The following is a 24,396-nucleotide window of genomic DNA, read 5'->3' as shown; positions in this document are numbered from 1 at the left end:
TGCGTCGGGCCCCACGGTGGACACGCAGAAGACGGGCCCGCCCGGGGCCCGGGCGCCGTCGCGCGAGCACGACGACACGCGGGACGGCACGAACCGCCCTGCTCCCTTCGCTGGCACGAACCAGATCAGGTTCCACGGGTCTGCGGGTAGACGAGGTCCGTCCGGCCGCACTCTCAGCGCTCTGGCGCTCCCCGGGGGCTGTGCCCGCGACACTAGAGCCTCTGGTGGCCGCCCACAAGACTCCGAGGCGCTCGTCTCGGCAGGCGAGCCGGCGCCGTCGCCGCGCGTCGCGCACACCCGGGAGGCGACGGGCGCGTCAGCCGTCCGCCAGCCGCGCCGGGAAGCCGCCCGTGGCGACCGGCCCCCAGTCCTCCACGGTGATCCGCACGACGCTCTTGCCCTGCTCCACCATCGCGGCGCGGTACTCGTCCCAGTCCGGGTGCTCCTTCCCGGCCGCGGCGCGGTAGTACTCGACGAGCGGCTCCACGGCCTCGGGGACGTCCAGCACCTCGGCGGTGCCGTCGACCTGGACCCAGGCGTCGTCGAAGTCGTCGCCCAGCGCGAGGAGCGACACCCGGGGCCGGCGGCGCAGGTTGCGGACCTTGGCGCGCTCCGGGTAGGTCGAGACGACCACGCGCCCGGCCTCGTCGATGCCGTACGTGACGGGGCTGGTCTGGGGGCGGCCGTCCGCCCGGGTCGTGACCAGGATCCCGTGGCGCCGCGAGCGCAGGAACGTCACGAGCTCGTCGCGGTCGACGGCGGTGGTGGTGGCGATGCGGCGCGGCATGGGTCTCCTCGAGGTCGTGCGTATTTCGCTCGTGGGCAGGGTGTCGGCACCGACTAGACTCGCACAGGCGCGCCACCGGCTGGTGGGCGCCCTGCCGGCGCGAGACGACCGGCGAACCCCGACCCGTTCGAAAGGACACTCCGTGCTCCGCACCCACCAGGCCGGCTCTCTGCGGGCCGAGCACATCGGCCAGACCGTCACCCTCACCGGGTGGGTCGATCGTCGCCGGGACCACGGGGGAGTGGCCTTCATCGACCTGCGTGACGCCTCGGGCATCGCCCAGGTCGTCATCCGCGACGAGGAGGTGGCGCACCCGCTGCGCGCCGAGTTCGTGCTGCAGGTGACGGGCGAGGTCGGCAAGCGTCCGGACGGGAACGCCAACCCGAACCTCGCCACGGGCGAGATCGAGGTCGTCGCGTCCGACGTGGTCGTGCTCAACGAGTCGGCGCCCCTGCCGTTCCAGGTGTCCACGGCGCTTGCGGAAACCGAGACGATCGGGGAAGAGGCGCGCCTGAAGCACCGCTACCTCGACATGCGCCGTCCCTCCCAGGCGCACGCGCTGCGGCTGCGCTCGAAGCTGAGCCAGGCGGCGCGCCGGGTGCTGGAGTCGCACGACTTCGTCGAGGTGGAGACGCCGACGCTGACGCGCTCGACGCCGGAGGGCGCGCGCGACTTCCTGGTGCCGGCCCGTCTGGCGCCCGGGTCCTGGTACGCGCTGCCGCAGTCGCCGCAGCTGTTCAAGCAGCTGCTCATGGTCGGCGGCATGGAGCGCTACTACCAGATCGCGCGCTGCTACCGGGACGAGGACTTCCGCGCCGACCGGCAGCCGGAGTTCACCCAGCTCGACGTCGAGATGAGCTTCGTCGACCAGGACGACGTCATCGCCCTGACCGAGGAGCTGCTCGCGGAGATCTGGAAGCTCGTCGACGTGCAGGTCCCGACGCCGATCCAGCGCATGACCTACGCCGACGCCATGCGCCTGTACGGCACGGACAAGCCGGACCTGCGGTTCGGCAACCCGCTGGTCGAGCTCACCGACTACTTCGCCGACACCCCGTTCCGGGTGTTCCAGGCCGAGTACGTCGGCGCCGTCGTCATGCCGGGCGGGGCGTCGCAGCCCCGCCGCCAGTTCGACGCCTGGCAGGAGTGGGCCAAGCAGCGCGGCGCCAAGGGCCTCGCGTACGTCACCTACGCCGAGGACGGCACCCTCGGCGGGCCCGTGGCCAAGAACCTGTCCGACGCCGAGCGCGAGGGCCTGGCCGCCGCCACCGGCGCGCAGCCCGGCGACGCGGTGTTCTTCGCCGCGGGCAAGACGGCGGCGTCCCGCGCCCTGCTGGGTGCGGCGCGTCTGGAGATCGCGGAGCGCACGGGCCAGCTCGACGGGCTGGAGGGCGACGACGCGTGGTCGTTCGTGTGGGTCGTGGACGCGCCGCTGTTCAAGCCCACGGGCGAGGACGACGACGTCGCGGTCGGGCACTCCGCCTGGACCGCCGTGCACCACGCGTTCACCTCCCCGAAGCCCGAGTGGCTGGACTCCTTCGAGTCCGACCCGGGTGCCGCTCTGGCGTACGCCTACGACATCGTGTGCAACGGCAGCGAGATCGGCGGCGGCTCCATCCGTATCCACCGCCGCGACGTCCAGGAGCGCGTGTTCGACGTCATGGGCATCGCTCCGGACGAGGCGGCGGAGAAGTTCGGCTTCCTGCTCGAGGCGTTCAAGTTCGGCGCCCCGCCGCACGGCGGCATCGCGTTCGGCTGGGACCGCATCGCGGGCCTGCTCGCGGGCGCGCCGTCGATCCGCGACGTCATCGCGTTCCCGAAGTCGGGCGGCGGCTACGACCCGCTCACGGACGCACCGGCGCCCATCACCCCCGAGCAGCGCAAGGAGGCCGGGGTCGACGCCCCACCGGAGGCGCGGCAGGCGTGACCGCCGCGCACGGCGCCGGGAGCGTCGCCCTCGCCGGGGTGACGCTCCCGCCGCGGTGGGCGCGCCACCCGGTGGTGGCCGCCGAGAACGTGCGGCCCGGGTGGGACGCCAGCCACGTCTGGTTCGACGACGACGCCCTGCTGGTGCGGCTGCGCTGGCGCGAGCGTACGGACGCCTGGCGGTGGAGCCAGCACACCCTCGCCGTGGAGGTCGACGACGCCGGCCACAGCCTGCTGGCGGTCGGCTCACCGGCCGGTGCGGCGCGCCTGCTGCTGCAGGCCGCGGACCGGCTCGCCCCCGTGGTGCGCACGTCGGTGCCGCGCGGCACCCACGCGGCCGTGCGCCGCGCGGCGGCCGAGCACGGGCTCGCCGTCCCCGCGCCGTTCCTGCACGACCCGGTGAACTCCTGGGACTGGTTCTCCGTGTCGGAGCCCGTGCCGGTGCCGGACGGCGGCGAGCGGGTCACCGAGCTGGTCGGCGACGCCGGCCGGTCGGTCGCCGCCGACTGCCTCGCCGTGGCGAACCCGGGCGGGGAGCTCGACCCGGACGAGCCGCGGTCGCGCTGGTGGGGCTGGCTCGACGACGACGGCCGGGCGCGCGCGGTGTGCGGTGCGTCCCGGCGGGTGCCCGGGCAGCCGTGGGTGCTGGGCTCCATCGGCACGGACCCCGCGTGGCGCGGCAGGGGCCTGGCGGGGGCGGCGACCGCGGTGGCGGCCCGCGCCGGCGTGGCCGAGACCGGCGCGGTCACCCTCGGCGTGTACGCGCACAACGCCGCCGCCCTGCGCGTGTACCGGCGCCTCGGGTTCGTCCTCGGGCAGGACTTCGAGAGCTGGCGCGCCTGAGCCGGCCCGTCCGGGCCGCACGGCCGGCTTCCTCTGGTCCACCTCAAGTCGGTGTCGCCCGGCGCACCGTTCCCGCCATGATGGCGGTGCGACGACGACGTCGGGGGGCGTCGTCGTCGGCGGACCGGTCGGTCGAGGTGAGTTGAGGTGAGAGGTCGACGATGCGCATCCTGGTGACCGGAGGCGCGGGGTACGTCGGGTCTCACACGGTGGTGGCGCTCGCGCAGGCGGGGCACGACGTGGTGGTGGTCGACGACCTCTCCACGGGAAGCTCCGCCGCGGTGTCGCGGGCCGAGATCCTCACCGGGCGCCGGATCCCGCTGCACGTGGCCGACGTGGCCGACATCGACGCCCTCGAGCGGATCTTCGACACCGAGCGTGTGTCGGCGGTCGTGCACCTGGCGGGACGTCGGCCCGTCGGCCACCGTGCCCACGGCCCGCTCGACTACTACGAGACCAACCTCGGCGCCACGTTCACGCTGCTGCGCTGCATGGTCTGGTACGGCGTGCGGCGGCTCGTCGCGGCGTCGTCGTCGGCCGTCTACGGTACGGCCGCCGAGGTGCCGTCGGCCGAGGACCACGGCCCGGGGGCGCAGTCCCCGTTCGGCCGGACGGCCCTCATGACCGAGCAGGTGCTGGCGGACGTGGCGCGCTCGCAGCGGGGCATGCGGGTCGGCGTGCTGCGCTGCTTCACTCCGGCCGGGGCGCACCCGTCGGGCACGATCGGGGAGCACCCGGTGCGGACCGGGAGCCTGCTGGGCATGGTCGGGCAGGTCGCGCTCGGGCTGCGGGACCGGCTCGACGTGCACGGCGGCGACCACCCGACGCCCGACGGCACGCCGATGCGGGACTACGTGCACGTGGACGACCTGGCCGAGGCGTTCGTCGCCGCGCTCGACGTCCTCGGCGAGCCCGGCCCCCCGTTCTCGGTCTGGAACGCGGGCTCCGGGCGCCCGGTCAGCGTGCTCGAGCTGGTGCGCACCTTCGAGTCCGTCTCCGGGCGCCGTGTGCCGTTCCGGCTCGCGGAGGCCCCGGACGACACCGTGGCGGTGGCGTACGCGGACCCGTCCCTGGCGGAGGACGAGCTCGGGTGGCGCCCGGCACGCAGCCTCGTCGACGTGTGCACGGACCATTGGCGCTGGCAGGTGCGCAACCCCACCGGCTACCCGGGCACCCTGGGCACCGAGCGCCCGTGGCGCGGCGGGGTCGGTCACCGGCTGCGCCTCGTGGGCGCGGCCACGCAGCCCTACGGGGCGTGACGCGGGGCCCCGGCACCGCGCCGCCTCACTCCTTGGTCTCCCGGTAGTACCGCAGCGCCCCCGGGTGCAGGCCGACGGGCTCGGTGAAGATCGCCCGGGCCCGGTCCAGGTGGGCGGCCGCCGGGACCGTGCGCGCCACCTGCGAGCGGGCGTCGAAGAGGGTGGCCACGAGGGTCCGCGCGACCGGCTCCGGCATGTCGGTGGGGACCACGAGGAAGTTCGGCACCGCGAGGGTCGCCACCTCGTCGTTCGCGCCGTACATGCCCTGCGGCACCATGCCGTGCCGGTAGCCCCCGCCGTGACGCTCGCGCATCGCCTCCACGAGGTCGCCCAGCGGGACCAGGCGGATCGGCGTCTCGGCCGCGAGGTCGGTGAGGCCCGGCGTGCGCAGGCCGCCGGACCAGAAGAACGCGTCGACGTCGCCGGACCCGAGGGCGGCGATCGACCGGCCGAGGTCCAGGTCGCGGACGTCGATCCGGTCGACGGGGACGTCCGCCACGTCGAGGAGGCGGTGGGCGATGAGCGCCGTGCCCGACCCCGGCGCGCCGAGGGACACGGTCCGCCCGCGCAGGTCCTCGATGGACCGGATCGACGAGCCGGCCGGCACCACGAGGTGCACGAAGTCGTCGTAGACACGGGCCAGGGCGCTCACCTCGACGGGCTCGTCGAAGCTCCCGCGGCCCGCGACGGCGTCCGCGACGGCGTCCGCGGCGCTGAACGCCACCTGCGCCGAGCCGTCCGCGAGCCGCTGCAGGTTCTCGACCGAGCCGCCCGACTCGGCGATCTCCACGGGGATGCCGTGGCGCTCCGTGAGCACGTCCCCGACGGCGACGCCGTACCCGTGGTAGATCCCGGAGGTGCCGCCGGTCGCGATCGTCAGGCGCTCCGGCGCTGCGCCCTCCCAGGGGTCGTCGTGCCGGGCGCCGAGGGCTCCGGAGACCACCAGCACGGCGGCGACCGCGACGGCCAGGGCCGCGGCGGCGAGCGTGACGAGCCGCGCCCGGCGCGGGGCCGGCCGGCGGGACGGGGACGGTGGCACGGGGTCAGCCCTCCAGGGGGTGCGGGTCGTCGGTGGGCGGGTGCAGGTGCGGCACCCGCAGGCGCACCCGCAGGCCGCCGTCGTCGGGCAGCTCGAGGCGGACCTCGCCGTCGCCGGTCGCGAGCAGCTCGGAGGCGATCGCGAGCCCCAGGCCCGACCCGCGCACGGCCGAGTGCTCCGGCCCGCGCCAGAACCGCTCGGTGAGCAGCGCGAGCTGGCCCGGAGGGACGCCGGGGCCGTGGTCGCGCACCGCCACCTCCACGACGCCGTCCGCGCGCTCGTCCGCCCGCCCTGCCGGCGGCCCGGAGACGGACACCTCGATCGGCTCGCCGGGGGGCGCGAACTTCACGGCGTTGTCGATCACGGCGTCGACCGCGCACTCGAGCGCCGTGCGGTCGGCCCTCGCCCACCGCGCCGCGTCCGGGGAAGTGAGGACCAGGGGATGGTCGGGGGCGAGCATGCGCCACGAGTCGACGCGGCGCGCCACGAGGTCGGCGACGTCCACGGGGCGCACCCCGGAGCCCTGGTCCACGTCGTCGGCCAGGAGCAGCAGTGCGTCGAGGATGCTGCGCATCCGAGCGGCCTCGGCCCGCACGTGCGCGACCTCGTCGGCGTTCTCCGGCGGCACGGTGAGGGAGAGGTCCTCGATGCGGAGCATGAGGGCGTTGAGGGGGTTGCGCAGCTCGTGCGACGCGTTGTGCACGAAGTCCTGCTGGCGGTGCATGAGGTGCTCGACGCGTGCCGCCATCTCGTTGAACCGTGCCACGACGGCACGCAGCTCCGGCGGGCCGGTGGCCGGGGGGATGCGGGCGTCGAGCCGCCCGGCGCCGATCTGGGCCATCGCGGCGTCGACGGCGCCCACCGGGCGCAGCACCCACCCGGCGGTGCGGTGGGCGACGACGACCACCAGCAGGCACAGCACGAGGCCGGCCGCCACGAGCACGCCCCAGCTCAGCCACACCCCGCGCGAGAGGTCCTGGGAGTCCGACACGGTGACGACGGCACCCACGAGGTCGCCGCCGTCGAAGACGGGCTCGGCCACCACCACCCGTTGCACCGTCCACGGCAGCAGGCCCGTGCGCAGCTCGCTGCGCCGCCCGGCCAGCGCGGCCACGCGCTCGTCGACCTGCGCGACGTCCAGCCCGTTGGTGGCCCACGTGGTGCCCGCCTGGTCGAGCACCGCCGCGTCGATCCCGTAGACCTGCTGGTACCGCCCCAGGTCGCCGGACACGATGGCCGGGTCGTCGGCCGCGAGCGACTGGCGCGCGGTGATGGCGAGGTAGCTCGTGTCCGCCAGCCGGTCCAGGTAGACGGCCTGCTGGTCGGCGCGCGCCACGCTCACCGCGTAGGCGGCGCCGACGACGGTCAGCACCAGCAGCAGGGGGACGTACAGGATGACGGCGAGCCGGGTGCGCACGAGCGGGCCCCCTCAGCGCGCCGCGGAGACGCGGTAGCCCACGCCTCGCACGGTCTGGACGACGTCGGACCCGCCGGCGGCGGCGTCGGCGAGCTTGCGCCGCAGGGAGGCGACGTGCACCTCCAGGGTGCGCCCGAGGCCCTTCCAGCTCGACCCCCACACGTCCCGCAGGATCTGCTCGCGGGGCAGGGCGACGCCGGCGTTCCGGGACAGCAGCGCGAGGAGGTCGAACTCCTTGAGCGACAGGGGGACCGGGGCGCCGTCGGGGCCCCGGACCTCCCGGGCCGCGAGGTCGACGGTGAACGGGGGCACGTCCACCCGGGGGGAGTCGCCGTGCGCGTCCCGCTCGCGCGCCCGCCCGCGCCGCAGGACGGCGTCGATGCGGGCGAGCACCTCCGGCAGGTCGTACGGCTTGGTGACGTAGTCGTCGGCCCCCATGCGCAGGCCGCGGACCCGCGCGTCGAGCTGGGTGCGTGCCGTCACCATGATGACGGGGACCTCGGAGACCGCGCGGATGCGGCGGCACACCTCGAACCCGTCGAGGTCGGGCAGCGCCAGGTCCAGCAGCACCAGGTCGGTGCGCGGCCCGAGAGCGCCGATCGCGGTGGCGCCGTCCGGGGCGTGCACGACGTCGAACCCGTGGCGGCGCAGCACCGAGACGAGGGCAGCGGCCACGTGCTGGTCGTCCTCGACCACGAGCAGCTGCACGTGTCCCACCTCACTCTCGACGCGTCCGCCACGCGAGAGTAGCGGAGGTCCGGCGCGCGGTCGCGTCACGTCCGCGCCGGCCAGGCCCGTGTCGCAGCGCTGTCGTACCCGGTCCGTAGGCTGGGGACCATGGACCTGTTCGAGACCGTGACCACCGGTGAGCACGGAACCCCGGTGACCACGCGTCCCGGTCCGGGAGCCCCGCTGGCCGTGCGTATGCGGCCCGCCACCCTCGACGAGGTGGCCGGTCAGGAGCACCTGCTCGTGGCGGGCTCGCCGCTGCGGCGGCTGGTGCAGCCCGCGGACGAGGCCGCCCGCCGCGCGGCGCCCGGGTCGGTCATCCTGTGGGGGCCGCCGGGGGTGGGCAAGACGACGCTGGCCTACCTCGTCGCCACCGCCTCCGGCCGCAGGTTCGTGGAGCTGTCCGCGGTGACCGCCGGCGTCAAGGACGTCCGGCAGGTGGTCCAGGACGCACGCCGGCGGCTCGTCGGCGGCGAGGAGACCGTCCTGTTCATCGACGAGGTGCACCGGTTCTCCAAGACGCAGCAGGACGCCCTGCTGCCGAGCGTCGAGAACCGGTGGGTGACCCTGGTCGCGGCCACCACGGAGAACCCGTCCTTCTCCGTCAACTCGCCCCTGCTGAGCCGGTCCCTGCTGCTCACCCTCAAGCCGCTGACGACCGACGACGTCCGCGCGCTGGTGCGCCGTGCCGTGGTCGACGAGCGTGGCCTGGGCGCAGCGGTCGAGCTCGCGGCCGACGCCGAGGAGCAGCTCCTGCGCATGGCAGGCGGCGACGCCCGCAAGGCGCTGACGATCCTCGAGGCCGCGGCGGGGGCCGCGCTGGCCGACGAGCCGTCGGGGGGCGGCGGGGACCCCGTCACGCTCGACCTGGACACGATCGAGCGGGCGGTCGACGTCGCCGCGGTGCGCTACGACCGGGACGGCGACCAGCACTACGACGTGGTCTCGGCGTTCATCAAGTCGATCCGCGGCTCGGACGTGGACGCGGCCCTGCACTACCTCGCGCGAATGGTCGCGGCGGGGGAGGACCCGCGCTTCATCGCCCGCCGGCTGGTGATCTCCGCGGCCGAGGACGTCGGGATGGCCGACCCGTCGGCGCTGCAGACCGCCGTGGCCGCGGCGCAGGCCGTCCAGCTGATCGGCATGCCGGAGGGGCGGATCGTGCTCGCCGAGGCCGTGGTCCACCTCGCGACAGCCCCGAAGTCGAACGCCGCCTATCTCGGCGTGGACGCCGCCCTGGCCGACGTGCGGGCCGGCAAGGCAGGCGTCGTGCCCCCGCACCTGCGGGACTCCCACTACTCCGGCGCGTCGGCGCTGGGGCACGGTGACGGGTACCGGTACGCGCACGACGCCCCGCACGCCGTCGCGCCGCAGCGGTACCTTCCCGACGAGCTGGACGGGCGGCGCTACTACGCGCCGAGCGACCGGGGCTTCGAGCGCCAGGTCGGCGAGCGGCTGGACCGGATCCGGGAGATCCTCGCGGACGCACCGCGGACGTGAGGGCCGGGCCCTCGACGCCCCGCCGATGCGGTAGGATGCTGCGGTTGCCGTTTCGCGGCTACCGCCTGGGACCTCGGCCCCGCGGGCGTTGGCGTGCCACCTGGAGTGGACGCGCGAGCGCCCCGTCGGCTGGTCCCGCACCCGACCTCCGGTCCGGCCCGTCCGGTCCCGGTCGCCTCGGGTGTGACCTCATCCATCACCACAGGACAGGAAGCAACAGTGACCGCTGTCACCAAGTCGCGCCGCCAGGTTCGCCTGAGCCGCAAGCTCGGCCTCCCGCTCACGCCGAAGGCCGTCCGCCACTTCGAGAAGCGCCCGTACCCGCCGGGTGAACACGGCCGCGCCCGCCGTCGCACCGAGTCGGACTACGCCGTCCGCCTGCGCGAGAAGCAGCGCCTGCGCGCCCAGTACGCGCTGCGCGAGAAGCAGCTCGTCAAGGTGTACGAGAACTCCCGCAAGCACCCGGGCCTGACCGGTGAGGTCATGGTCGAGGACCTCGAGACCCGCCTCGACGCCCTCGTGCTGCGCGCGGGCTTCGGCCGCACGATCCTGCAGGCCCGTCAGGCCGTGACCCACCGTCACATCCTGGTCGACGGCAAGATCGTGGACCGCCCGTCGTTCCGCGTGAAGCCGGGCCAGACCATCCAGGTCAAGCCGAAGTCCCAGGCCACGACCCCGTTCCAGGTCGCCGCCGCGGGTGCGCACCGCGACGTGCTGCCGGCGGTCCCGGGCTACCTGGACGTCAGCCTGGAGAAGCTGTCGGCCACGCTGACCCGCGCGCCCAAGCGCGCCGAGGTCCCCGTGACCTGCGACGTGCAGCTCGTCGTCGAGTTCTACGCTCGCTGACGCGCCGTCGAGGCTCCCCGGACGCCCCGTCACCCGCTGTGCGGGGGGCGGGGCGTCCGTCGTCCCTCGTCGGGCGCGTCGGGGGCGGGGCGTCGTGGCTTCCGGCCTGGCCGGTCGGGATAGGGTGACCAGGGTCTTTCGCGCCCGAGTAGGAGGAGTGGATCTTCATGAGTGTGGGTGACGTCGCCGGGCTCATCGCGGCCGTGGCGTTCGTGCTGCTGGTGGGCCTGCTCGCCGTCCCGCTGGTGAAGCTGGGGCGCGTGTTCGACGAGGCCACCCGCAGCATCCGCGAGGTCACCGAGCACTCCGTGCCGATCCTGGACGAGGCCGCCACCACCGTCTCGTCGACGAACGACCAGCTCGTGAAGGTCGACACCATCACGACGTCCGCCGCGCAGGTGAGCGAGAACGTGTCGGCGCTCACCGGCCTGTACGCCGCGACGCTGGGGCGCCCGCTGGTGAAGGTCGCGGCGTTCTCGTACGGCGTCCGCCAGGCCTTCGCGGGCGCCGCCCGCCGCGCGCGCGGGGGAGCCGACGGCGCGGCGAGCGGGACGGACCGCTGATGCGCCGGCTGTTCTGGGTCGGCGTCGGCGCCGTGGCGACCGTCGTCGTCGTCCAGCGGGGCCGCAAGGTGCTGCTGCGCTACACCCCGCAGGCGGTCGTCGACCGTGCCGAGCGCGCCGCGCAGGACGCCGGCCGTACGGCCGAGACGTTCCTGGGCGCCTTCCGGAGCGAGTTCGTGCGGGCGCGCGACCGGCGCGAGGTCGAGCTGACTGCCGCCCTGCTGGCCGAGGGGCAGCCGGACCCCGACGACGTCCGCGCGAGCGGGCTGCGGCCCGGCGACGTCACAGGCGGGCGCGGCGCCCGTCCCCGGCACGCGGCCCGGCCCGACGCCTGGCGCGCGGTGCCCGGCGACAGGCGCGACCACACGGACGTCGACAGGGACGCCGACAACGACGAGGCACGGCTCGGCTACTCGTTCTGAGCCAGCATCCCTGAGCCAGCACCGCGAATTCCGTTCAGACCAGCTCCCCGAAGGCGGGAGAATGGGAAGGGACCGGACACCGGCCGGCCCCGCCCGTCACACCACACGAAGGACACCATGCGCACCGCCGAGATCCGTCAGCGTTGGCTCGACTACTTCGCCTCCAAGGACCACGAGATCGTGCCGAGCGTGCCCCTGGTCTCGCCCGACCCCTCGATCCTGTTCACCATCGCGGGCATGGTGCCCTTCATCCCGTACATCCTCGGCACCGAGCAGGCGCCGTGGCCGCGCGCCGCGAGCGTGCAGAAGTGCATCCGCACGAACGACATCGAGAACGTGGGCCGCACCACGCGCCACGGCACGTTCTTCCAGATGAACGGCAACTTCTCGTTCGGCGACTACTTCAAGCGCGAGGCCATCGACTTCGCGTGGGAGCTCCTGACGACCGAGCAGGGCGCCGGCGGGTACGGGCTCGACGGCGACCGGCTGTGGGTGACGATCTGGGAGCAGGACGCCGAGGCCTACGAGGCGCTGACGAAGGGCGTCGGGCTCGACCCGAAGCACATCGTGCGCCTGCCGCGCGAGGAGAACTTCTGGGACACGGGCCAGCCGGGCCCGGCCGGACCGTGCGCCGAGTGGCACTACGACCGCGGGCCCGCGTACGGGCCGGAGGCGGCCGGCGGCACCGTCGACCCCGGCGGTGACCGGTACCTCGAGATCTGGAACCTCGTCTTCGACGAGTTCGTCCGCGGCGAGGGCCAGGGCAAGAGCTACCCGCTGCTGGGCGAGCTCGAGCACAAGAGCATCGACACGGGCGCCGGGCTGGAGCGGATCGCCTACCTGCTCCAGGGCAAGGAGAACCTCTACGAGATCGACGAGGTCTACCCGGTCATCGCCCGCGTGGAGGAGATGACGGGCAAGCGCTACGGGGCGGACGCCGAGGACGACGTGCGCATGCGCGTGATCGCCGACCACGTGCGGTCGTCGCTCATGGTCATCGGGGACGGTGTGCGCCCGTCCAACGAGGGCCGTGGCTATGTGCTGCGCCGGCTCATCCGCCGGGCCGTGCGCGCCGTGCGCCTGCTGGGGGTCGACGCCGTCGCCCTGCCCGAGCTGCTGCCCGTGTCGAAGGACCTCATGAAGGCCTCCTACCCGGAGCTCGACGCCGAGTTCGGCCGCATCAGCGACGTGGCGTACGCGGAGGAGGACGCCTTCCGCCGCACCCTGGCCGCCGGCACCACCATCCTCGACACGGCCGTGCGCAAGGTGCGCTCGGCCTCCGAGGGCGGGACGCCGGTGCTCGCCGGGGCCGAGGCGTTCCGGCTGCACGACACCTACGGCTTCCCGATCGACCTCACGCTGGAGATGGCCGGCGAGCAGGGCGTGCAGGTCGACGAGAAGGCGTTCCGCGACCTCATGGCGGAGCAGAAGCAGCGCGCCCGCGCGGACGCCCTGGCCAAGAAGACGGGGCACGCGGACCTGCGCGCCTACGAGACCCTGTCGAAGGACCTGACCCGCGAGGTCGAGTTCCTCGGCTACACCGACACTCAGGCCACGGTGCGGGTCGCGGGCCTCCTCGTGGACGGCGGGCCCGCCCCGGCCGCGACCGCCCCCGCCGCGGTGGAGGTCGTGCTCGACCGGACGCCGTTCTACGCGGAGGCGGGCGGGCAGCTCGCCGACCAGGGCACGATCGTGCTCGACGGTGGCGCCATCGTCGAGGTCGACGACGTGCAGCGCCCGATCAAGGGGCTGTCCGTGCACCGCGGGCGCCTGGTCGAGGGCACGGTCGCGCTCGACGACAAGGGCCTGGCCAGCATCGACGTCGACCGGCGCGTGGCCATCAGCCGCGCCCACTCGGCGACCCACATGATCCACAAGGCCCTGCACGAGATGGTCGGTCCCGACCGCACGCAGGCCGGGTCCGAGAACGCTCCGAGCCGCGTGCGGTTCGACTTCCGCTCGCCGACCGCGGTCGACTCCTCCGCGCTGGGGGAGATCGAGGAGCGGGTCAACACGCGGCTCGCCGAGAACCTCGAGGTGACGGACGCCGTCATGTCGCTCGACGAGGCGAAGGCGCAGGGCGCGATGGCGCTGTTCGGCGAGAAGTACGGCGACCGCGTGCGCGTCGTGTCGATCGGCGGTGACTGGTCGCGCGAGCTGTGCGGCGGGACCCACGTGGGGGCGACCGGCGAGGTCGGGCGCGTCGCGCTGCTCGGCGAGTCGTCGATCGGGTCCGGCGTGCGGCGCGTCGACGCGCTCGTCGGCGACGGCGCGTACGGGTTCCAGGCCAAGGAGCACGCCCTCGTGGGCCAGCTGACCGGCCTGCTGGGCGCCCGCCCGGACGAGCTCGCCGACCGTGTGGGGTCGCTGCTGTCGCGGCTCAAGGAGACGGAGAAGGAGCTCGCGGGCCTGCGGCAGGCGCAGCTCCTCGTGGCCGCCGGTTCTCTGGCCGCGGAAGCGCCGCGGGTCGGTGACGTGCGCGTCGTGACGCACGACGCCGGCGAGGTGGCCTCGGCCGACGACCTGCGCGCCCTCGCGCTCGACGTGCGGGGCCGTCTCGGCGACGCCGACCCGGCACTCGTCGCCGTCGGGGGCGTGGCCGGCGGGCGGCCGCTCGTCGTCGTGGCGACGAACGCCGGCGCCCGGGATGCCGGCCTGCGTGCGGGCGACTTCGTGAAGAGCGCGGCGAAGGCCCTCGGCGGCGGGGGCGGCGGCAAGCCGGACCTCGCCCAGGGTGGCGGTACCGACGCGGCCGCGCTGCCCGGGGCCCTGGCCGGCGTCGTCGACGGCGTCCGCGCGGCGCGTGCGGGGGCGTGAGCCGGCGGTGAGCACCGCGGTGGAGGACCTGCCGCGCGGTGCGCGCCTCGGTGTGGACGTCGGCAAGGCCCGGATCGGGCTGGCCGGCAGCGACCCGGACGGGCTCGTGGCGACGCCGGTGGAGACCGTGCCGCGCGTGCTGGAGGTGCCCGCGGGCACGGCCGGCGCGCCGGCGGTCACGGCCGACGTCGCCCGGATCGCGCAGGAGGTCTCCGAGCGGCTCGCGGCCGTCGTGTACGTGGGGCTGCCCCGGCACCTGTCCGGCTCGGAGGGCGCGGCGACCGCCGACGCCCGCGAGTTCGCGGGTCGCCTCGCGGCGGCGGTGGCGCCGGTCGAGGTGCGTCTCGTGGACGAGCGCATGACGACGGTGTCGGCGCACGCCCAGCTGCGCCAGGCGGGCCGGAAGACGAAGAAGCACCGGTCTGTCGTGGACCAGGCCGCAGCCGTTATCATTCTGCAATCTGCACTCGACGCGGAGCGGGCGGCCAGGGAGCGCGCCGGTGAGCTCGTCGAGGTGCGTGAGGCGGGACGATGACCCCCGCGACAGCGACCGACCCCGTGACCACCACACATGCCCTCGGACAAGGATGATTCCGGCGTGACGGACCTCTTCGAGCACCCCGCCCTGCGGCAGGCCGAGTCGCCGCCGCCCTCGCGGAGCCGCTCGTCGGCGAGCCGCCGGGCGAAGGCGAAGCGCCGGCGCCGCCGCCGGCAGCGCACCGCCGTCGTCATGGTCGTCGTCCTCGGCCTCGTGGGCGCGGGCGGCTATCTGCTCTGGGACCGGCTCGGCGACCTGGCCGGCGACCTGCCGTTCCTCGGCAGCCAGGCCGAGGACTATCCCGGCCCCGGTGGCGAGCCCGTGCAGGTCGTCATCCCCGAGGGGGCGACCGGCGGGCAGATGGCGACCGTGCTGGCGGAGGCCGACGTCGTGGCGAGCGCCGAGGCGTTCACCCAGGCCTTCGGTGAGAACCCGGCCGCCGCCGGCATCCAGCCGGGCACCTACCAGCTGCTCAGCCAGATGAAGGCGTCCGACGCCGTGGCCGCGCTCGTGAAGAACGAGAAGGTCCAGACCGACGTCACGATCCCGGAGGGGTACACGGTCGAGCAGATCGTGGACCGCGTCGCCTCCGTCACGCCGATCACGCGCGAGGAGCTCGAGGCCGCCCTGGACAAGCCGAAGAAGATCGGCCTGCCGAAGTCGGCCGACGGCGACGCCGAGGGCTGGCTGTTCCCCAAGACGTACAGCGTGCAGCCCGGCGACGGTGCGGTCGACCTGCTGTCGGCGATGGTGAAGCAGACGAAGACCGAGCTCCAGGACGCGGGGGTGCCCGAGTCGGACTGGGAGAGCACCTTGATCGAGGCCTCGCTCGTGGAGCGTGAGGGCAAGCACGACGAGGACCGCCCCAAGATCGCGCGGGCCATCGAGAACCGCCTCGACTCCGACATGCCGCTCCAGATCGACGCCTCGGTGGCGTACGGGCTGGGGATCTCCGGGACGGAGCTGACGCGGGACGACACCAGGGACCCGGAGAACCCGTACAACACGTACGTGCACGAGGGGCTCCCGCCGGGCCCGATCGCCAACCCGGGGGCCGCGTCCATCGAGGCGACGGCCGCCCCGGCCGACGGCGACTGGCTCTTCTGGGTGACGGTGAACCTCGAGTCGGGCGAGACCAAGTTCGCGTCGACGTTCGGCGAGCACCAGCAGAACGTCGAGGAGCTCCGGGCGTGGGAAGAGGAGAACGGGTACTGAGATGACCGTCTCCCGACGCGCCGCGGTGCTGGGCCACCCGGTGGCGCACTCGCTGTCGCCCGCGCTGCACACGGCCGCCTACGACGCGCTCGGCCTGGACGGCTGGCGCTACTCGGCGATCGACACTACCGTCGAACAGCTCCCCGCGCTCGTGCGGGGGCTGGACGCCGGCTGGGCCGGGCTCAGCGTGACGATGCCGCTGAAGCAGGCGATCATCGACCTGATGGACCACGTGGACCCGCTGGCGCGGGCCGTCGGCGCCGTGAACACGGTGCTCGTCGGCACCGCGCAGCACGGCGTGAGCCTCACCGGCACGAACACGGACGTGTACGGCCTGGTGGCCGCCCTGCGCGAGGGGTTCGTGGCGCAGGGCCGCGGGCCGGAGGCCACGGCGGCGAGCGCGGTCGTCCTCGGCGGCGGCGCGACGGCGTCCTCGACGCTCGCGGCGCTCGGGGAGCTGGGCTGCACGGCGCCGCGCGTGCTCGTGCGCTCGCTCGGGCGCACCGGCGCGCTGCAGGAGGCGGCGGCCCGCATGGGCGTCTCGCCGCGGTTCGAGGTGCTGGACGCCACCGCCTCCCTGCGCGTCCTGCAGGACGCCGACGTGGTGGTGTCCACGATGCCGGCCTACGCGGCCGACCCCGTGGCTGCGGCGCTGGGTGCGCGCGGCGCCACGCCGTCGGGCGTGCTCCTGGACGTGGTGTACGACCCGCGCCCCACGGCGCTGTCCCGCGCCTGGGCGACGGCGGGCGGCGTCGTCGTGGGCGGCGAGCGGATGCTGCTGCACCAGGCGGTCGAGCAGGTGCGGCTGATGACGGGACGGCCCGCACCGGTCGCGGCGATGGACGCCGCGCTGGCGGGCGAGCTCGCGGCTCCCGCGGCGTGAGGCCCGCGGCTCGCCGGCGTGCCGGGTCCCGCCCGGCCCGCTGACCTGCCCCCGAGGCCCGCGCGTCGGGCGTGCGGGGGTGTCGTCCGTACTGCGGCCGCACGGTCCGGGGCCCGCCGCCGGCGTGGAACAATCGGACCCATGCTGCGCTGGATCACGTCGGGGGAGTCGCACGGTCAGGCCCTGGTCGGGGTGATGGAGGGGCTGCCCGCCGGGGTGGAGCTCGTCACCGCCGACGTGCAGGACGCGCTGGCACGGCGCCGGCTCGGCTACGGCCGGGGCGCGCGGATGAAGTTCGAGAAGGACGAGGTGCGCATCCTCGGCGGCCTGCGGCACGGTGTCACCCAGGGTGGGCCGCTGGCCATCGAGATCGGCAACACCGAGTGGCCCAAGTGGACGGACGTGATGTCGCCCGACCCGGTCGCGCGCGAGGCGCTGCTGGTGGACGCGGGCACGGGCGACGAGCGCGAGATCGCGCGCAACCGCCCGCTGACGCGCCCGCGCCCAGGGCACGCGGACCTCGTGGGCATGCGCAAGTACGGTTTCGACGACGCCCGCCCGGTGCTGGAGAGGGCGTCGGCCCGCGAGACGGCGACGCGCGTCGCGCTGGGTGTCGCCGCGGCGAAGTTCCTCGAGCAGGCGCTCGGGGTGCGCCTCGTCTCCCACGTGGTGGCGATCGGGCCGGTCGAGGTGCCCGAGGGCGCGGACCTGCCGCGGCCGGAGGACTCGGCCGCGCTCGACGCGGACCCGGTGCGCTGCTTCGACGCGACGACGAGCGCGGCGATGGTCGAGGAGATCGACGCCTGCCGCAAGGACGGCGACACGCTCGGCGGCGTGGTGGAGGTCCTCGCCTACGACGTGCCGTCGGGGCTCGGGTCCTACGTGTCGGGCGACCGTCGGCTCGACGCCCGGCTCGCCGCCGCGCTCATGGGGATCCAGGCGATCAAGGGCGTCGAGGTCGGCGACGGCTTCCGCACGGCGCGTCGGCGCGGTTCGGCCGCGCACGACGAGATCGAGCGCGACGCCCACGGGCGGATCACCCGACGGTCCAACCGGGCCGGGGGCATCGAGGGCGGCATGTCGAACGGCGAGGTGGTGCGGGTGCGGGCGGCGATGAAGCCGATCTCGACCGTGCCGCGCGCGCTCGCGACCGTCGACGTCGCGACGGGCGAGGCGGTGACGGCGCACCACCAGCGCTCCGACGTGTGCGCGGTGCCCCCCGCGGCCGTGGTCGCCGAGGCGATGGTCGCGCTCGAGCTCGCCCAGGCCGCCGTCGAGAAGTTCGGCGGCGACTCCGTGGCGGAGGTGCGGCGGAACGCCGAGGCGTACCGGGGCGCGATCCCGGAGCTGCTGCGATGACGGCCGGGACGCCCGTGGTGGTCCTCGTCGGCCCGCCCGGCAGCGGGAAGACGACGATCGGTCGGCTGCTGGCCGACCGCTGGGACGTGGCGTTCCGGGACACCGACGCCGACGTCGAGCAGACGGCGGGCAAGTCGGTGCCGGAGATCTTCGTGACCGACGGCGAGCCGGCGTTCCGCGCGCTCGAGCGGGAGGCCGTGACCACGGCCCTGGCGCACCACGCCGGGGTGCTCGCGCTCGGCGGCGGCGCCGTCATGGACCCCCACACGCAGCGCGCCATCGAGGGGTACGCGGCGGCCGGCGGGGTGGTCGTGTTCCTCGACGTGTCGCTGGCGCACGCGGCGCCGCGCGTGGGGTTCAACCAGTCCCGCCCGCTGCTGGTCGGCAACCCCCGGGCGCGCTGGGCGGAGCTCATGGCGGCCCGGCGCCCTACCTACGAACGGTTGGCCACGGTCCACGTGGTCTCCGACGAGCGCGACCCGCAGCAGGTCGCCGACGAGGTTCTTCAGGAGGTACAGGCATGCCGGTCCGCGTGACCGTGAACGGGGACGCCCCGTACGACGTGGTGGTGGGCCGCCACCTGCTCGGCGAGCTGCCGGGCATGCTCGGCGACGGCGTGCGGCGGGTGCTGGTGATGCACCCCGCGTCTCTGTCCGCCACGGGCGAGGCGGTGCGCGCCGACCTCAAGGAGCAGGGCTACGAGGCGTTCGCCGTCGAGCTGCCGGACGCCGAGGAGCAGAAGACGGCGCAGGTCGCGGCGTTCTGCTGGCAGGTCCTGGGGCAGGCGGACTTCACCCGCTCGGACGCGGTCGTGTCCGTCGGGGGCGGTGCGACGACGGATCTCGCCGGGTTCGTCGCGGCCACGTGGCTGCGCGGCATCCGCGTGGTGCACATGCCGACCACGCTGCTGGCGATGGTCGACGCCGCCGTCGGCGGCAAGACCGGCATCAACACGGCCGAGGGCAAGAACCTCGTGGGGGCGTTCCACCCGCCGGCCGGTGTGCTGTGCGACCTCGCGGCGCTGGAGTCCCTGGACCGGTGGGACCTGGTCGCGGGCATGGCGGAGGTCGTCAAGACGGGCTTCATCGCGGACGAGCGCATCCTCGAGCTCGTCGAGGAGCACGCGGCCGAGCTGCACGGCTGGCAGGGCGCGGACGCGGCGGAGGCCACGTGGGACGTCGTCGCCGAGCTCGTGGAGCGCTCGATCCGGGTCAAGGCGCGCGTCGTGGGGGAGGACCTCACCGAGCAGGGGCTGCGGGAGATCCTCAATTACGGGCACACGCTGGGCCACGCCATCGAGCTCACCGAGCGGTACCAGTGGCGCCACGGGGCCGCTGTGGCCGTGGGGATGGTCTTCGCGGCGGAGCTGGGGCGCCTGGGCGGCAAGCTGGACGACGCCGTCGTCGCCCGCCACCGCGCGATCCTGGAGTCGCTGGGGCTGCCCACCACGTACCGCGGCGACCGCTGGGACAAGCTCGTGTCCGCGATGCGGCGCGACAAGAAGACGCGGGGCGACCTGCTGCGTTTCGTGGTGCTGGACGACGTGGCGCGGCCGGTGCGGCTGGAGGGCCCCGACCCGACGCTCCTCGCGGCGGCCTACGCGGAGATCTCCACCGAACCGCCGACGGGCCGGCCCGGCGTGCAGGTCCAGCTCGGCCTCTGATTGCTGCTGTGGGTACGAAGATGGCGTGGATCCGGGCGAGATCCACGCCATCTTCGTACCCACAGCGGTTCAGTCGGCCCAGAGGCCTCGCTCGCGCAGCACGTCGCGCAGCACGTCGGCGCGGTCGGTGACGATCCCGTCGACGCCGAGGTCGAGGAGGCGCCGCATCTCGGCGGCGTCGTCGACCGTCCACACGTGCACGGCCCGGCCGACGCGGTGCGCGGTGGCCACGGTCGCGGCGTCCGCGACGGTGAGCGCCCCGGTGACGACCGGCACCTGCAGGGCGTGCACGTCCCGCAGCGCGGCCCGGACGAGGGCGTCGGCGCGCAGGCGGGCACCCGCCAGGAATCCCGCCACCTCACGCCGGCCCGCCGACGTCGCGACGGGGCGGGTGAGGCGCGCGAGGGTGGCGCGCCGCCGGCGGGCGTCGAAGGACGTCACGCACACCCGGTCGTGGGCCGCGGTGCGCTCGATCGCCGCCGCGGTGGGCGCCACGCCGGACTCCTCCTTGACGTCCACGTTGACCCGCAGGTCCGGCCAGGTGCCGAGCACGTCCTCGAGTCGCGGGACGGGTTCCACGCCGCCGATGCGGGCTTGCCGCACGCGCGACCACGGCAGCTGGGCGACGAGCCCGGTGCCGTCCGTGGTCCGGTCCAGGGAGGCGTCGTGGAGTGCCACGGCGACGCCGTCCGTGGTGCCGTGCGCGTCCGTCTCGACGTACCGGTAGCCGAGGGCGACGGCGGCCGCGAACGCCGTCATGGAGTTCTCCAGGCCGGTGTCGACGCCACCGGGGCGGGCGAACCCGCGGTGGGCGAGCGCGGCGACCCGGCGCGGCGCCCCGGGCGGGTGGGGCGGTCGGAAGTACGGCGGCAACGCGTCGGCCCCCCGCGGGGCGCGGGTCACGACGCCTCCTCGACGCCCGCGGCGAGCCGGTCGCCGACCCAGCGGAGCATCCGGTCGAGGTAGTCGGCGCGCGGCCCGTCGGCGGACAGCGTCAGGTCGTGCACCCCGCCGTCGACGACGAGCTCGGTGACGTCCGCCCCGAGCCGCGGTGCCAGGGCGGCGATGCGCGCGACGTCCAGCACGGTGTCCTGGGCGTCCAGGTGCGGGTTGCCGGGGCTGTCGGGGCCGGACGCCGCGCTGCGGGCCACGAGGACGGGGCTCTCGATCGCGAGACCGCGGGCGACGGCGAGCTGGGCGTGCCGCACGGCGCGCAGCCACCCGGCCCGGGCGGGCAGCCCGTCGGGCCGCTTGAGCGTGGTGTCGAACCGCCACCGGCCGCCCCCGTCGGCGTGCTGGTGCTCCGCGTACACCGAGGGGCCCGTGCTGACCACGGCCAGCGGGTGGGTGCGCCCCAGCACCTGCAGCGCCAGCGTGCGCGCCGTGCGTGAGACCCACGAGCCCTGCAGGTCGAGGAAGGGCGAGTCGAGGACGAGCAGGTCCGGCCGCACCCAGGGGTCGGCGCGCACCGCGTGCGCCCACACCGCGGCCGTGAGACCGCCCGTGGAGTGGGCGTGCACCACCAGCGGCAGGGCCGGCTCGGCGGCGCGCAGCGCACGGGCCGCGGCGCTGAGGTCCGCACCGGGCTCGCGCAGGCTCGTCACGTAGTGCGCAGGCAGCCGGGACGGGTTCGAGCGGACCGCGTGCGCCCTCTGCGTGGCGCCGGGCCGGCGCGTCGAACGGCCCGCGCGGCGCAGGTCGACGGCGTAGAACGCGAGCCCGGCGTCCACGCAGACCTCGGCGAGGTGCGACTGGAAGAAGTAGTCGTTGTACCCGTGGACGTGCAGGACCACGCCCCGGGGCCCACCGCAGGGCCGTCGCGTCGCCCGCACGAGCGTGGCAGGGCCGAGCGGGGCCTGGGCGAACCCGTCACCCAGCAGCGGATCCGGCTCCCAGCGCAGGTCGGTGGTCGGGTGCGGCACGCTCGGATCGTACGCCGGACCGTCCGAGCGTGCTGGTCCGCCTGCCGGTTCACCTCCTGGTCACCGACGGTCCGCCCGACGGCGGGCGTCGTGCGGCAGACTCTCGCCCATGAGCGACACGACCGCCTCCTCGACGCCGCCGTCGGACCGGCCCACCGCCGTCCACCCGGACGGCGACGGCCCCGGCGGCGCCAGCGGGGGCACGCCCCGCCAGGTCGTGGCGTGGGCGCTGTGGGACTGGGCGACCCAGCCGTTCAACACGGTCATCGTCACGTTCGTCTTCACGGCCCTGTACCTCACGAGCGACGCGTTCCTCGAGCCGTCCGTCGCGGTACTCGGCTCGGACGACCCGGCGAAGGAGCGGGCGCTCGCGGGGCTCACCAGCGGGCTGGGCGCCTGGGTCGCCGTGGGCGGCGTCCTCGTCGCCCTGCTCGCGCCCGTCCTGGGCCAGCGCGCCGACGCGGGCGGGCGGCGCAAGGCGTGGCTCGGCGGGGCGACGCTCCTGCTCGTGGCCTGCATGCTCGGGATGTTCGCCGTGCGGGCCGACCCGGCGTACTTCGTGCTGGGCGCCGCGCTCGTGTCGCTGGGCAGCGTCGCGAGCGAGATCGCGGGCGTGAACTACAACGCGATGCTGGTGCGGGTGTCCACCCCGCGCACCGTCGGGCGGGTCTCGGGGCTCGGCTGGGGGCTCGGCTACCTCGGCGGGATCGTCGCCCTCGTGCTCGTGATCGTGGCGACGGAGGCCGACTGGTGGGGGATGCCCACCGACGACGGCCTCGCCTACCGCGTGATCGCCGTCGGCTGCGGGCTGTGGGCCGTCGCGTTCGCCTGGCCACTGTTCCGGTACGTGCCCGAGGCGCCCCCGGCGGCCGACCGCCCGCGGGTGGGATTCTTCGCCGGGTACGTCGTGCTGTGGCGCGACGTCGTCGCGCTGTTCCGCAGCGCGCGACCCACCTTCTGGTTCCTGGTCGCCAGCGCCGTCTACCGTGACGGGCTCTCGGCGGTGTTCACGTTCGGCGCCGTGATCGCCGCCGTCTCGTTCGGCTTCGGCACCCAGGAGGTGATGGTCTTCGGCATCGCCGCGAACCTGCTGGCCGGACTGAGCACGATCGTGGCCGGCCGCCTGGACGACCGGTTCGGGCCCCGGGCGGTCATCATCGGCTCTCTCACCGGGCTCGTCGTCTGCGGCCTCGCGGTCGTGGCCCTGCACCCGCTGGGAACCATCGTGTTCTGGGCCGCCGGCCTGGCGCTCACCTGCTTCGTCGGCCCCGCCCAGGCGGCGTCCCGGTCGCTGCTCGCCCGGGTCGCCCCGCCCGGGCGGGAGTCCGAGATCTTCGGCCTCTACGCCACCACCGGCCGCGCGGTGTCCTTCCTCGCGCCCTCGCTCTGGGCCCTCGTCGTCGCCCTCACGGGCGCGACGATCTGGGGCACGCTCGCCATCGTCGCGGTGGTCATCGCCGGGCTGGGGCTCATGCTGGTGGTTCCTGCGACGACCGGCGCCGCCGCCCGGCGTCCTTGACGGCGGCGGCCATCAGGTCGAGGTCCGCGAGCCGCCCGAGGTGGCGCAGCTTGTCGGGGTTGATCACGCCGTACACCGCCGTGATCCGGCCGTGCGCGGTCGCCACGGAGTAGGCACCGACGATCCCGCCACCGATCGCCGGGTCGGCGTGCACCACCATCCCGGGCAGACCGTTGACCGTCGCCGGCTCCAGGTGGGCGGGGGCGGAGCGGCGGGCGAACCCGACCAGCAGCTTGGCGACGGCGTCCCGCCCGGCCACGGGCCGGGTGATGGAGAACCCCGGGGGGACGTTCCCCCCACCGTCGCCGGCGATGACCACGTCGTCCGCCAGCATGCCGATCAGGGCGTCGACGTCGCCCTCCTCGGTCGCGGCGATGAACCGTGACACGAGCTCCGAGGCGTGCGGGTCGCTGCGGGCGCCGGACCGCACGGCGAGAGCCTCGTCCCTGGCGGCGTCGATCCGCCGCCGGGCACGCGACGCGAGCTGCCGGGCGGCGAGCTCGGTCGTGCCGATCACCCGGGCGGACTGGCGGTGCGGGTAGCCGAGCACGTCGTGCAGCAGGAAGGCCGCCCGCTCGGCGGGGGTGAGCTTCTCCAGCAGCACCAGGAAGGCGGTCGACAGGTCGTCGGCGAGCTCGGCGTGCCGGGCCGCGTCCCGCCCTGGCACGGGCGCGACGACGTCGCCGACCAGAGGCTCGGGGATCCACTCGCCCACGTAGCTCTCCCGCCGCACGCGGGCCGAGCGCAGCACGTCGAGCGCGATCCGGGTCGCGACCGTCGTGGTGTACGCCTCGGCGTTGCGCACGTCGGCGGGCAGCCGCCCCTCCGGGGCGACGCGCAGCATCGCGTCCTGCGCGACGTCCTCCGCCTCCGTGACGCTGCCGAGCATCCGGTAGGCGGCGCCGAACGCGACGCGTCGCAGGGCGGCGAGGTCGACGGTGCGGTCGCGGGTCTCGGTGGGCGTCGTGGGGGGCGTCATGGGGACATCCTTCCTGAGCGGCGGTCCGCCGGCCTCCGCCGGCGCGCGGTGTGCTCGGCACCGTGCCTGGCCCCGTGCCTGACACCGTGCTCGACACACCGACGACGTGGGCCGGCGGGACGTGACGGGCCCTCGACCCGGCCCCGGCGCGTGCCCGTGCGGGGGAGCGA

The 24,396-nt window shown here is 75.0% G+C and carries 22 protein-coding genes and 1 riboswitch; of the genes, 15 read left to right on the top strand and 7 right to left on the bottom strand.

Annotated features, from left to right (window positions below; translation table 11 throughout):
• Nucleotides 1-83: 83 nt before the first annotated feature.
• Nucleotides 84-204: riboswitch (TPP riboswitch) on the bottom strand.
• A 112-nt stretch (nucleotides 205-316) separates the two neighbouring features.
• Entirely contained in the window at nucleotides 317-787 is a 471-nt protein-coding gene (locus tag EYB28_RS11350; protein ID WP_166847854.1) for a PPOX class F420-dependent oxidoreductase, read from the bottom strand.
• Nucleotides 788-929: 142 nt separating this feature from the next.
• Between EYB28_RS11350 and aspS the strand changes: the two genes are divergently transcribed.
• From aspS to galE, 3 genes are all read left to right on the top strand, one after another.
• Entirely contained in the window at nucleotides 930-2,714 is a 1,785-nt protein-coding gene (gene aspS, locus EYB28_RS11345) for an aspartate--tRNA ligase (RefSeq protein ID WP_166847852.1), read from the top strand.
• Complete coding sequence (locus EYB28_RS11340; protein WP_166847850.1) at nucleotides 2,711-3,556, top strand: GNAT family N-acetyltransferase; 846 nt, start codon at nucleotides 2,711-2,713, stop codon at nucleotides 3,554-3,556. Before aspS ends, EYB28_RS11340 begins: the two co-directional genes overlap by 4 nt.
• A 161-nt stretch (nucleotides 3,557-3,717) precedes the next feature.
• Entirely contained in the window at nucleotides 3,718-4,815 is a 1,098-nt protein-coding gene (galE, locus tag EYB28_RS11335) for a UDP-glucose 4-epimerase GalE (protein ID WP_166847848.1), read from the top strand.
• A gap of 25 nt (nucleotides 4,816-4,840) precedes the next feature.
• Here galE and EYB28_RS11330 read toward each other — a convergent pair whose 3' ends face one another.
• Genes EYB28_RS11330 through EYB28_RS11320 form a run of 3 tightly spaced genes read right to left on the bottom strand, consistent with a single transcriptional unit; the run spans nucleotide 4,841 to nucleotide 7,979 of the window.
• Nucleotides 4,841-5,854, bottom strand: coding sequence for a TAXI family TRAP transporter solute-binding subunit (locus EYB28_RS11330; protein WP_166847846.1), 1,014 nt, complete (start codon nucleotides 5,852-5,854; stop codon nucleotides 4,841-4,843).
• A 4-nt stretch (nucleotides 5,855-5,858) separates the two neighbouring features.
• The gene (locus tag EYB28_RS11325) at nucleotides 5,859-7,271 is read right to left on the bottom strand and encodes a HAMP domain-containing sensor histidine kinase (RefSeq protein ID WP_166847844.1); all 1,413 of its coding nucleotides are present in this window, start codon (nucleotides 7,269-7,271) and stop codon (nucleotides 5,859-5,861) included.
• Nucleotides 7,272-7,283: 12 nt separating this feature from the next.
• Nucleotides 7,284-7,979, bottom strand: a complete 696-nt coding sequence (locus tag EYB28_RS11320) for a response regulator transcription factor (RefSeq protein WP_166847842.1) — start codon at nucleotides 7,977-7,979, stop codon at nucleotides 7,284-7,286.
• A 129-nt stretch (nucleotides 7,980-8,108) separates the two neighbouring features.
• On the opposite strand from EYB28_RS11320, the gene EYB28_RS11315 reads away from it, so the two are divergent.
• From EYB28_RS11315 to aroB, 11 genes are all read left to right on the top strand, one after another.
• On the top strand, nucleotides 8,109-9,500 hold the full coding sequence (locus tag EYB28_RS11315; RefSeq protein ID WP_166847840.1) for a replication-associated recombination protein A: 1,392 nt from the start codon (nucleotides 8,109-8,111) through the stop codon (nucleotides 9,498-9,500).
• A gap of 219 nt (nucleotides 9,501-9,719) precedes the next feature.
• Nucleotides 9,720-10,346, top strand: a complete 627-nt coding sequence (rpsD, locus tag EYB28_RS11310) for a 30S ribosomal protein S4 (RefSeq protein WP_166847838.1) — start codon at nucleotides 9,720-9,722, stop codon at nucleotides 10,344-10,346.
• Between the two features lie 167 nt (nucleotides 10,347-10,513).
• Nucleotides 10,514-10,909 (top strand): DUF948 domain-containing protein, encoded by a 396-nt coding sequence (locus EYB28_RS11305; RefSeq protein WP_166847836.1) that lies wholly within the window; start codon nucleotides 10,514-10,516, stop codon nucleotides 10,907-10,909.
• Nucleotides 10,909-11,331: a hypothetical protein gene (locus tag EYB28_RS11300; protein ID WP_166847832.1), complete on the top strand. Its 423-nt coding sequence runs from the start codon at nucleotides 10,909-10,911 to the stop codon at nucleotides 11,329-11,331. The genes EYB28_RS11305 and EYB28_RS11300 overlap by 1 nt, the downstream gene beginning before the upstream one ends.
• 117 nt (nucleotides 11,332-11,448) lie before the next feature.
• Nucleotides 11,449-14,148, top strand: coding sequence for an alanine--tRNA ligase (gene alaS / locus EYB28_RS11295; protein WP_166847829.1), 2,700 nt, complete (start codon nucleotides 11,449-11,451; stop codon nucleotides 14,146-14,148).
• Nucleotides 14,149-14,155: 7 nt separating this feature from the next.
• Nucleotides 14,156-14,683, top strand: coding sequence for a Holliday junction resolvase RuvX (ruvX, locus tag EYB28_RS11290; protein WP_205710895.1), 528 nt, complete (start codon nucleotides 14,156-14,158; stop codon nucleotides 14,681-14,683).
• Nucleotides 14,684-14,746: 63 nt separating this feature from the next.
• Nucleotides 14,747-15,901 carry an endolytic transglycosylase MltG gene (gene mltG / locus EYB28_RS11285; protein WP_166847823.1) on the top strand — a complete coding sequence of 385 codons (1,155 nt, stop codon included), beginning with the start codon at nucleotides 14,747-14,749 and terminating at the stop codon, nucleotides 15,899-15,901.
• 1 nt (nucleotide 15,902) lies between these two features.
• Nucleotides 15,903-16,784 carry a shikimate dehydrogenase gene (locus tag EYB28_RS11280; protein WP_166847820.1) on the top strand — a complete coding sequence of 294 codons (882 nt, stop codon included), beginning with the start codon at nucleotides 15,903-15,905 and terminating at the stop codon, nucleotides 16,782-16,784.
• Nucleotides 16,785-16,925: 141 nt separating this feature from the next.
• Nucleotides 16,926-18,143, top strand: a complete 1,218-nt coding sequence (gene aroC / locus EYB28_RS11275) for a chorismate synthase (RefSeq protein ID WP_166847817.1) — start codon at nucleotides 16,926-16,928, stop codon at nucleotides 18,141-18,143.
• Nucleotides 18,140-18,679 (top strand): shikimate kinase, encoded by a 540-nt coding sequence (locus EYB28_RS11270; RefSeq protein WP_166847814.1) that lies wholly within the window; start codon nucleotides 18,140-18,142, stop codon nucleotides 18,677-18,679. The genes aroC and EYB28_RS11270 overlap by 4 nt, the downstream gene beginning before the upstream one ends.
• The gene (gene aroB / locus EYB28_RS11265; RefSeq protein ID WP_166847811.1) at nucleotides 18,664-19,806 is read left to right on the top strand and encodes a 3-dehydroquinate synthase; all 1,143 of its coding nucleotides are present in this window, start codon (nucleotides 18,664-18,666) and stop codon (nucleotides 19,804-19,806) included. Before EYB28_RS11270 ends, aroB begins: the two co-directional genes overlap by 16 nt.
• A gap of 69 nt (nucleotides 19,807-19,875) precedes the next feature.
• On the opposite strand, the gene EYB28_RS11260 is transcribed toward aroB, so the two are convergent.
• Both EYB28_RS11260 and EYB28_RS11255 read right to left on the bottom strand, forming a co-directional pair.
• Complete coding sequence (locus EYB28_RS11260; protein ID WP_370459470.1) at nucleotides 19,876-20,709, bottom strand: glycerophosphodiester phosphodiesterase family protein; 834 nt, start codon at nucleotides 20,707-20,709, stop codon at nucleotides 19,876-19,878.
• Entirely contained in the window at nucleotides 20,706-21,728 is a 1,023-nt protein-coding gene (locus EYB28_RS11255; RefSeq protein ID WP_240930510.1) for an alpha/beta hydrolase, read from the bottom strand. The genes EYB28_RS11260 and EYB28_RS11255 overlap by 4 nt, the downstream gene beginning before the upstream one ends.
• 109 nt (nucleotides 21,729-21,837) lie before the next feature.
• On the opposite strand from EYB28_RS11255, the gene EYB28_RS11250 reads away from it, so the two are divergent.
• Entirely contained in the window at nucleotides 21,838-23,247 is a 1,410-nt protein-coding gene (locus tag EYB28_RS11250) for an MFS transporter (RefSeq protein WP_166847808.1), read from the top strand.
• Here the strand turns inward: EYB28_RS11250 and sigJ are convergent.
• Nucleotides 23,198-24,226 (bottom strand): RNA polymerase sigma factor SigJ, encoded by a 1,029-nt coding sequence (sigJ, locus tag EYB28_RS11245; protein ID WP_166847805.1) that lies wholly within the window; start codon nucleotides 24,224-24,226, stop codon nucleotides 23,198-23,200. The genes EYB28_RS11250 and sigJ overlap by 50 nt on opposite strands.
• Nucleotides 24,227-24,396 lie beyond the last annotated feature (170 nt).

It is taken from the genome of Isoptericola sp. BMS4 (assembly GCF_011634835.1).
Classification (GTDB): Bacteria; Actinomycetota; Actinomycetes; order Actinomycetales; family Cellulomonadaceae; genus Isoptericola.
The sequence above is the reverse complement of the archived record's forward strand: the minus strand, read 5'-3'. Positions and strand labels throughout refer to the sequence as shown.

Excerpts from the sequence above, each read along its gene's own strand:
- EYB28_RS11350 (WP_166847854.1), bottom strand. The coding sequence starts at position 787 with ATGCCGCGCCGCATCGCCACCACCACCGCCGTCGACCGCGACGAGCTC.
- galE (WP_166847848.1), top strand. The coding sequence starts at position 3,718 with ATGCGCATCCTGGTGACCGGAGGCGCGGGGTACGTCGGGTCTCACACG.
- EYB28_RS11315 (WP_166847840.1), top strand. The coding sequence starts at position 8,109 with ATGGACCTGTTCGAGACCGTGACCACCGGTGAGCACGGAACCCCGGTG.
- EYB28_RS11305 (WP_166847836.1), top strand. The coding sequence starts at position 10,514 with ATGAGTGTGGGTGACGTCGCCGGGCTCATCGCGGCCGTGGCGTTCGTG.
- EYB28_RS11300 (WP_166847832.1), top strand. The coding sequence starts at position 10,909 with ATGCGCCGGCTGTTCTGGGTCGGCGTCGGCGCCGTGGCGACCGTCGTC.
- alaS (WP_166847829.1), top strand. The coding sequence starts at position 11,449 with ATGCGCACCGCCGAGATCCGTCAGCGTTGGCTCGACTACTTCGCCTCC.
- EYB28_RS11280 (WP_166847820.1), top strand. The coding sequence starts at position 15,903 with ATGACCGTCTCCCGACGCGCCGCGGTGCTGGGCCACCCGGTGGCGCAC.
- aroC (WP_166847817.1), top strand. The coding sequence starts at position 16,926 with ATGCTGCGCTGGATCACGTCGGGGGAGTCGCACGGTCAGGCCCTGGTC.
- EYB28_RS11270 (WP_166847814.1), top strand. The coding sequence starts at position 18,140 with ATGACGGCCGGGACGCCCGTGGTGGTCCTCGTCGGCCCGCCCGGCAGC.
- aroB (WP_166847811.1), top strand. The coding sequence starts at position 18,664 with ATGCCGGTCCGCGTGACCGTGAACGGGGACGCCCCGTACGACGTGGTG.
- EYB28_RS11250 (WP_166847808.1), top strand. The coding sequence starts at position 21,838 with ATGAGCGACACGACCGCCTCCTCGACGCCGCCGTCGGACCGGCCCACC.
- sigJ (WP_166847805.1), bottom strand. The coding sequence starts at position 24,226 with ATGACGCCCCCCACGACGCCCACCGAGACCCGCGACCGCACCGTCGAC.